Genomic DNA, 8,026 nt, shown 5'->3' with positions numbered 1-8,026 from the left:
GTATGAACCACCCCTTTAGGTTTTCCGGTTGATCCAGATGTATATAATATAAACAATGGATCTTCTGATTCCATTGGTTCTGCAGGGCAATCTGGATTGCCCTGAGTTTCAACCTTTTTAATTTCATCTTCCCACCACACATCACGACCTTTGATCATAGAAACAGGCGTACGGGTACGGGTCAAAACAATGATCTTGTTTACAGACTGGCATTGCACAAGAGCATCATCAATAATATTTTTAAGTGGAATATCTTTATTGCCTCTAAAGCCACCATCTGCGGTGATTACCAAATTACATTGAGCGTCATTGATCCTGTCGGCGATAGATTGGGCCGAAAACCCTCCAAAAACAACAGAGTGAATTGCACCAATACGTGCACAAGCTAAAACCGCTATTGCCAATTCAGGCACCATCGGCATGTAGATGCAGATCCTGTCGCCTTTCTTTGCACCATTATTCTTAAGCACATTGGCAAACTGAATTACCTTAAAATGTAGTTCTTTATAGGTAAATGATCTGTAATGCTCTTCAGGATCATTGGGTTCCCAGATCATCGCAGTTTTATCGGCATCATTTGTAAGATGACGATCTAGGCAATTCTCCGTTATATTTAACTTTCCGCCACTAAACCATTTCACATTGGGTTCAGTAAAGTTCCAATCTAGAACTTTATCCCATTTTTTTTGCCAGTAGAACGTGTCAGCAACAGAGCCCCAGAAATTTTCTGGCTCAGCTACACTGTAATCATAAACACGTTTGTAATCGTCAAAGGAATTAATACGGAGATCCATTTTTTAATTTTTGTTCGGTATATTTTTTTTAAAATTTCAGAATACAATTATATCATATTCAGGGCTTCTAGCCTAATATAGATGCAAAAAAATTACAATAAAACATGAACCAACACCTCTTTTAAAAGGAAAGACTAAATTTATTGATAAAGTATTGCGTATCTGATTTTTTCTGCTGATATTTGCAAACTCTTTGGAGAATTGATTTAAATTATAAGATACACCTATAGTCATGTCGAGAATTTGTGATTTAACAGGAAAAATGGCGATGAACGGTTTCAACGTTTCTAATTCGAACGTAAAAACCAAACGTAAATTTTATCCTAACCTGCATGTAAAAAAGTTTTACATTCCAGAAGAAGATAGATGGATTACGTTGAAGGTTTCTACCTCAGCGATTAAAACCATCAGTAAAAATGGCATCACTGCTGTAATTAATAAATTCCTTAAAAAAGGATACATATAAGGAGTTATAAGTAGTAAGTAATAGGTAATAAGTAATTTATACAACCTACAACTTACAACCTATAACTTACAACTCAAAACTTAATACAATGGCTAAGAAAGGCAATAGGGTTCAGGTTATTTTAGAATGTACTGAGCACAAAGAGAGTGGCATGGCTGGAATGTCTCGTTACGTAACAACAAAAAACAAAAAGAACACCACAGAACGTTTGGAATTAAAGAAATTTAATCCGGTGTTGAGAAAAGTGACTGTTCACAAAGAGATTAAGTAATAAGTGATAACTAATAAGTTATAAGTGATAAGTAATAAGTAATAAGTAATAAGTTAAGAACTTACAACCTAAAACCTACAACTTAGAACCTACAACCTACAACCTACAACTTAGAACTTAGAACTTACAACCTAAAACCTACAACTCAAAAAATATACAGAAATGGCAAAAAAAGTAGTTGCAACCCTGAAAACAGGTGCTGGTAAAGAATACTCAAAAGTAATTACAATGAACAAATCACCAAAAACAGGTGCTTATTCATTCAAAGAAATTATCGTTCATAACGATCACGTGAAAGACGCTATCGCAGGAATTAGTTCCTCTAAATAATCTTCACATTGTAATAACAGAAGCCGCCCGCGTCTAATCGTTGGGGGGCTTTTTTCATTAGAATAGAATTGTTTTTGAAAGCGTTTGAAATTTGACCACGCTAGGCTGCTTCATACTGGTTTCATTACAAAACAACTATTTTGCCTGCATCAGCAGAATTATTTAAATTCAAACCTATGGGACTATTTGACTTTTTTAAAAAGAAAGAAAACAATGTACAGGAACAGGTTGAACTGGATAAAAGCTTAGAGAAAACCAAGGAAGGCATTTTTTCCAAGATCACTAAAGCTGTTGTCGGGAAAACAACTGTTGATGATGATGTTCTTGATGAACTAGAAGAAATCCTAGTCAATTCGGATGTAGGAGTTCAAACAACCTTAAAAATCATTGAAAGAATACAGGCGCGTGTTGCACGTGATAAATACATTAACACCTCCGAACTGAATGAGATTCTTCGGTCTGAGATACAAAGCCTGCTCTCAGAAAACAATAGCAATGATTTCAGAAATTTTGAATATGGCGATCATAAGCCATATGTGATTATGGTTGTGGGCGTTAATGGAGTAGGTAAAACCACTACCATTGGAAAACTTGCGCATAAATTAAAACTTGCAGGAAACAACGTGGTTTTGGGAGCTGCAGATACGTTCAGAGCCGCTGCAGTAGATCAGCTAAAGCTTTGGGCAGAACGGGTGAACGTACGCATAGTTGCTCAACCAATGGGCTCTGACCCAGCTTCAGTGGCGTTTGACACTTTACAATCTGCCGTTGCCAATGGCGATGATGTTGTAATTATTGATACTGCAGGCCGTTTACATAATAAGATTGCGTTAATGAATGAGCTTACCAAAATCAAACAGGTAATGCAAAAAGTTGTTCCGGGAGCTCCACATGAAATTTTACTTGTTTTGGATGCCTCAACTGGCCAAAATGCAATTGAACAATGCAAGCAGTTTACTCAGGCAACTGAGGTGAATGCACTTGCTCTTACAAAATTAGATGGCACCGCAAAAGGTGGAGTAGTGATCGGAATATCTGATCAGTTTAAAATTCCGGTGAAATACATCGGTGTAGGTGAAGGCATAGAACATCTTCAACTATTTAATAAAAAAGAGTTTGTAGACTCCCTATTTAAATAAACAGGGAAGAGAAGAATGAAGACAAAAAGCAGCAAAGAGGTTAGCAGGGTTAAACCAAGAGTAAATGTGATTACACTTGGTTGTTCAAAGAACATTCACGACTCAGAAGTTTTGATGGGACAGTTGCGCGGCAATCAGATGGATGTTGTTCATGAAGATCAAAAGCTGAATAAAGATGATATTATTGTAATCAATACCTGTGGATTTATTGATAATGCAAAACAAGAATCGATTGATACGATTTTACAGTACAGCGAATTAAAAGACCAGGGTAAAGTAGGGAAAGTTATTGTAACCGGTTGCCTTTCTGAACGTTATAAGCCCGAACTTGAAGCTGAAATAAAAAATGTAGATTCTTTTTTCGGAACTAATGACCTACAAAATCTTTTAAGCTCCATTGGTGCTGACTATAAACATGAACTGGTAGGCGAACGATTATTAACCACCCCTTCACATTTTTCTTATTTTAAGATCGCAGAAGGCTGCAACAGACCCTGTTCATTTTGCGCAATCCCCTTAATGAGAGGAAAGCACGTTTCTAAACCAATGGATGATCTGGTTAAAGAAGCTAAATACCTTGCTAAAAATGGCACTAAAGAATTGATTCTTATTGCCCAAGATCTTACCTATTATGGTTTAGATCTTTACAGTAAACGAAATCTTGCAGATTTGCTACGCAACCTGTCTGATGTAGATGGCATAGAATGGATCCGCTTACAATATGCGTATCCTTCAGGCTTTCCAATGGATATTTTGGATGTGATGAACGAGCGCAGCAACATCTGCAATTATCTGGATATGCCTTTGCAGCATATCAGCGATACGATGCTGAGCGCTATGCGTCGCGGAATTACCAGGCAAAAAACCATTGATCTTGTGAATTCAATCCGCGATAAAGTACCTGACATTGCTTTGCGTACTACATTGATCTGCGGATATCCTGGAGAAACTGAGGGTGATTTTGAAGAAATGAAAGAATGGGTATCTGAAAGTCGCTTTGATCGTCTTGGATGTTTCACGTACTCGCATGAAGAAAAAACACATGCTCATCTTCTAAACGACGATGTGCCAGAAGAAATAAAACAACAACGTGTTGAAGATATCATGAATATTCAGCAGGAAATATCTTTCAATATCAATCAGGATAAGGTTGGGAAGCACTTTAAAGTACTTATCGACAAAAAAGAAGGCAACTACATCACTGGCCGTACCGAATTTGATTCGCCTGAAGTTGATAATGAAGTTTTAATTGATTCCCGCATCAGTTATGCAACACCAGGCACTTTTGTTCAGGTTAAAATAGACCGAGCAGAAGATTTCGATCTGTATGGTCAGATTGTCAAAATATAGATCTGTACAGAGGAATTCAGTAAATTCCTCTAATTTCGTTCAACATGAAGGCAACTTATATTGATTACAGTGAAACCCGTAGTTTTTCGGAAGGCCTGATACGCTATCTGGCTAATGATCCTGAATTAGCACCCTTCAGTTCTGAGAGAGCCGACATACAAGGGTTCAGAAATTTAATTAATAGAAAAAAAACGATTGCCGATAGAAAAATACTCATTGAAACATTAAGCGAGCAGTATTCAAAAATTGAAGGCCCCGTGCATGCCTCTGTTCAAAAAAATATCGATCTCCTTCTTCACAACAATACCTTTACCGTTTGCACTGGCCATCAGTTAAATCTATTTACGGGTCCACTTTACTTCATTTTCAAAATTGTAACTGCTATCAACCTAGCAAAGGAATTGAAAAACAATTTCCCTGATAAAAATTTTGTCCCTGTTTATTGGATGGCAACTGAAGACCATGACTTTGCCGAAATCAATCATACGTATATCTCCGGTAAAAAAATTAGCTGGGAACATGAAGCTACAGGTGCAACCGGAAGGTTACAAACCGCAGGAATTAATAATGCAATAAAAGAATACCAACAAATTCTTGGAATTTCTGAACATGCAACATTTTTGAGTAATCTAATCTTTAAAGCCTATTCTGAGCATAAAAACTTGGCAGATTCGAGCCGATACCTTGTCAATGCACTTTTTGAAGAGTATGGATTACTCATTCTGGATGCTGATGATAAACGTTTAAAAAAACAATTCTCATCTATAATTACCGATGATATTATCCAACAAAATAGTTTCAGAAATATATCGGAAGCAAATGATAAGCTGGCTAAAGTTGGGATTGAGGCACAAGTAAACCCAAGAGAGATCAATTTTTTTTACCTACTTGACGGATTAAGAGAACGCATTATTTTTGAAAATGGGAGATACCATATCCTGAATACAGAGATCAGCTTTAATGAAGAAAAACTCATACAAGAGATCAATGAACACCCGGAACGCTTTAGTCCAAATGTAGTGATGCGACCACTATATCAGGAAGTAATCTTACCCAATCTAGCTTATATTGGCGGAGGTGCAGAAGTAATTTACTGGCTTCAGCTGAAGCAGAACTTTGATTATTACGGGGTAGATTTTCCCATTTTACTATTAAGAAATTCTGCAATGTTTAGCTCTCTTAACTTGGAAAACAAACTCAACCGACTTGACCTGCACATAAAAGACATCTTCAAAAATGTAGATGATTTGAAGAAAGAATGGGTTTTAAACCATACTGAACATTTGCTAAACCTCCATGATGAATGGCAAGAGCTTAGTTCGATCTTTGAAAAGATCAAACTTCGCACTTATAAAATTGACCCGAGCTTGAGTCCAAGTTCAGAAGCTATAAAAGCTAGATTACACCGGGCAATTAAAAACCTGGAGGCCAAGCTAATGAAAGCCGAAAAGAGAAATTTTGCTGATGCCTTATCGCAGATTGAGCAAGTTAAAACAAAACTTTTTCCCAATGGGGGGCTTCAGGAACGTTCCGAAAATTTTGGTTTATTTTATGTCAAGCAAGGGAAAAGCTTTATTCAAACACTGATTGAAAACTTCAAGCCTTTGGATCTGAAATTCACGATCTTAGAGGAGTAGAAAAAGATAAATGACCTACCATACCTTTACAGAAAGTAAGCTAAGAGATTTCACAAAATCCATTTTTATTAAAATGGGCTGTTCTGCCGAGCATGCAATGCTGGCAGCAGATGTACTTATCAAATCAGACCTGCGAGGAATTGACTCGCATGGTGTTGCTAGGCTTACTGGCTATGTACGTTTATGGGAAAAAGGCCGCATCAATGCGAAGCCTGATATTAGAATTGTGCATGAAACCCCAACAACTGCTACAGTTGATGGCGATGCAGGACTGGGTCTTGTGGTTGCTCCTTTTGCAATGAAAGTAGCCATTGAAAAGGCAGAAAAATATGGTTCAGGATGGGTTTCAGTAAGAAATTCGAATCATTTTGGTATTGCAGCCTATCATACCATGATGGCTGTTGAAAAGGATATGATCGGCTTTGCCATGACGAATGCGAGTCCGTTGGTAGCCCCTACTTTTGCTAATGAACGTTTATTAGGCACAAACCCCATGTGTTATGCTTTTCCTGCAGGAAAATATCCTCCAGTAATTGTTGACATGGCAACTTCTGCTGCTGCAAACGGTAAACTAGAGATTGCACAGCGCATGGGGAAACCTGTACCTGAAGGTTGGATTCAGGATGCCAATGGAAACCCATCAGTTGACCCACATGAATTAAAAAAAGGAGGCTCCCTACTTCCATTGGGTAGTGATAGAGAGCATGGTAGTCATAAAGGTTTTGGACTAAGTGCAACAGTCGATATTCTTTCTGCAGTACTTTCAGGAGCAAACTATGGTCCATGGGTGCCCCCATTCGTGGCTTTCATGGAACCATCAGCTGATCCGGTAGGAAGAGGAATTGGGCATTTTCTGGGTGCTATGCGTGTTGATGGCTTCAGACCAATTGACGAATTTAAATCGCACCTCGATAACTGGATCAATCGATTCAGCTCTGCCAAATCAATCAGTGAAGAACAAAAAGTGATTATCCCGGGTCAACCTGAAGTAGCAGCAGAAAAAGAACGAAAGCTCAATGGCATTCCATTGATAGATGATGTTTGTAAAGATCTGAATGAGGTTGCTGAAAAATTAGGGATAGAGAAACTAATTTGATTGTTCACAACTTAGCTAACAAAAACCTAGTCTACTAATTACCTATAAACAAGGTTATTACATACATATATTCTTTTTAATTCAGCATTTTTAATCAATCTTTTGACTATTTCAACAGGATGTATTAAAAGTACTAAGCTTCCGTTTTTTGTTACCCGAAATTAACTAATGTCATTTTTCTGTCCCTTTTGCAGTTCAATATCAAATGAAACATTACAAATCAGGATACTTGCATTCTGAAACCTAAATTGAATTGCAATCGCAAAATAAATCAATCCATATGAATGAACAACTAGAGAAAATTAAAAAGGCAGTTGAGCCATTAAGGCAACAAATAGTTAATCATAAAGTTTATTCAATGATCAATGACCTAGATGACTTGAAAATTTTTATGCAATACCATATTTTTGCAGTATGGGATTTTATGTCATTGTTAAAGGCATTGCAAAATAATTTAACCTGCACTTCTATTCCCTGGTTTCCAAAAGGTTCTGCAGACACTAGAAATCTCATCAATGAAATAGTCGTTGGCGAAGAATCGGATGTAGATAGTTTTGGTGTCAGGAAAAGTCATTTTGAACTTTATCTTGATGCCATGCTCCAATGTAATGCAGACACCTCAAAAATGAAAAGATTCATTGAAGAATTACAACATAGCGGTGATTTTGATTTAGCCTATGCAGCATCTGATGCGCCAAAAGAAGCCCGTGATTTTGTTGACTTTACCTTTAAAATTATTGGAAGTAATAAGCCATATCTGCAATCGGCCATATTCACATTTGGGCGTGAAGATCTAATACCTGGCATGTTTATTTCGCTGGTAAATGACATTCATAATAACTTCCCTGATAGTATTTCAATTTTTAAATATTACCTAGAAAGGCATATAGAAGTTGATGGAGATCATCATAGTCATCTTGCCTTACAAATGACTTCAAATCTG

General features: G+C 37.2%; 9 protein-coding genes. 8 read left to right on the top strand and 1 reads right to left on the bottom strand.

From position 1 onward, the window contains the following. The coding region (locus ACIQZ6_RS10705; protein WP_395810930.1) for an AMP-binding protein at nt 1–794 on the bottom strand (794 nt) is incomplete at its 3' end. A gap of 232 nt (nt 795–1,026) precedes the next feature. Here ACIQZ6_RS10705 and rpmB point away from each other — a divergent pair. The 8 genes from rpmB to ACIQZ6_RS10665 all read left to right on the top strand — a co-directional run. Beyond that, a complete protein-coding gene (gene rpmB, locus ACIQZ6_RS10700; RefSeq protein WP_079703650.1) occupies nt 1,027–1,260 on the top strand; it encodes a 50S ribosomal protein L28 in 234 nt (77 codons plus the stop codon). A gap of 88 nt (nt 1,261–1,348) precedes the next feature. Next, entirely contained in the window at nt 1,349–1,531 is a 183-nt protein-coding gene (gene rpmG / locus ACIQZ6_RS10695; RefSeq protein ID WP_079703649.1) for a 50S ribosomal protein L33, read from the top strand. 162 nt (nt 1,532–1,693) lie between these two features. Continuing rightward, the gene (locus ACIQZ6_RS10690) at nt 1,694–1,861 is read left to right on the top strand and encodes a DUF4295 domain-containing protein (RefSeq protein WP_395810928.1); all 168 of its coding nucleotides are present in this window, start codon (nt 1,694–1,696) and stop codon (nt 1,859–1,861) included. A gap of 176 nt (nt 1,862–2,037) precedes the next feature. Next, a complete protein-coding gene (gene ftsY / locus ACIQZ6_RS10685; RefSeq protein WP_395810926.1) occupies nt 2,038–3,000 on the top strand; it encodes a signal recognition particle-docking protein FtsY in 963 nt (320 codons plus the stop codon). A 15-nt stretch (nt 3,001–3,015) separates the two neighbouring features. After that, the gene (rimO, locus tag ACIQZ6_RS10680) at nt 3,016–4,350 is read left to right on the top strand and encodes a 30S ribosomal protein S12 methylthiotransferase RimO (protein WP_395810924.1); all 1,335 of its coding nucleotides are present in this window, start codon (nt 3,016–3,018) and stop codon (nt 4,348–4,350) included. 44 nt (nt 4,351–4,394) lie between these two features. Beyond that, entirely contained in the window at nt 4,395–5,987 is a 1,593-nt protein-coding gene (gene bshC, locus ACIQZ6_RS10675; RefSeq protein ID WP_395810922.1) for a bacillithiol biosynthesis cysteine-adding enzyme BshC, read from the top strand. Nucleotides 5,988–5,997: 10 nt separating this feature from the next. Beyond that, entirely contained in the window at nt 5,998–7,083 is a 1,086-nt protein-coding gene (locus ACIQZ6_RS10670) for an Ldh family oxidoreductase (RefSeq protein WP_395810920.1), read from the top strand. A 280-nt stretch (nt 7,084–7,363) separates the two neighbouring features. Further along, a partial coding sequence (locus tag ACIQZ6_RS10665; RefSeq protein ID WP_395810918.1) for a DUF3050 domain-containing protein occupies nt 7,364–8,026 on the top strand: 663 nt, incomplete at its 3' end.

Origin of the sequence: Daejeonella sp., assembly GCF_044348475.1 — a bacterium.
Classification (GTDB): Bacteria; Bacteroidota; Bacteroidia; order Sphingobacteriales; family Sphingobacteriaceae; genus Daejeonella.
The sequence above is the reverse complement of the archived record's forward strand: the minus strand, read 5'-3'. Positions and strand labels throughout refer to the sequence as shown.

Coding starts and splice junctions, on each gene's coding strand:
- rimO (WP_395810924.1), top strand. CDS start 3,016: ATGAAGACAAAAAGCAGCAAAGAGGTTAGCAGGGTTAAACCAAGAGTA.
- ACIQZ6_RS10690 (WP_395810928.1), top strand. CDS start 1,694: ATGGCAAAAAAAGTAGTTGCAACCCTGAAAACAGGTGCTGGTAAAGAA.
- rpmG (WP_079703649.1), top strand. CDS start 1,349: ATGGCTAAGAAAGGCAATAGGGTTCAGGTTATTTTAGAATGTACTGAG.
- rpmB (WP_079703650.1), top strand. CDS start 1,027: ATGTCGAGAATTTGTGATTTAACAGGAAAAATGGCGATGAACGGTTTC.
- bshC (WP_395810922.1), top strand. CDS start 4,395: ATGAAGGCAACTTATATTGATTACAGTGAAACCCGTAGTTTTTCGGAA.
- ACIQZ6_RS10670 (WP_395810920.1), top strand. CDS start 5,998: ATGACCTACCATACCTTTACAGAAAGTAAGCTAAGAGATTTCACAAAA.
- ftsY (WP_395810926.1), top strand. CDS start 2,038: ATGGGACTATTTGACTTTTTTAAAAAGAAAGAAAACAATGTACAGGAA.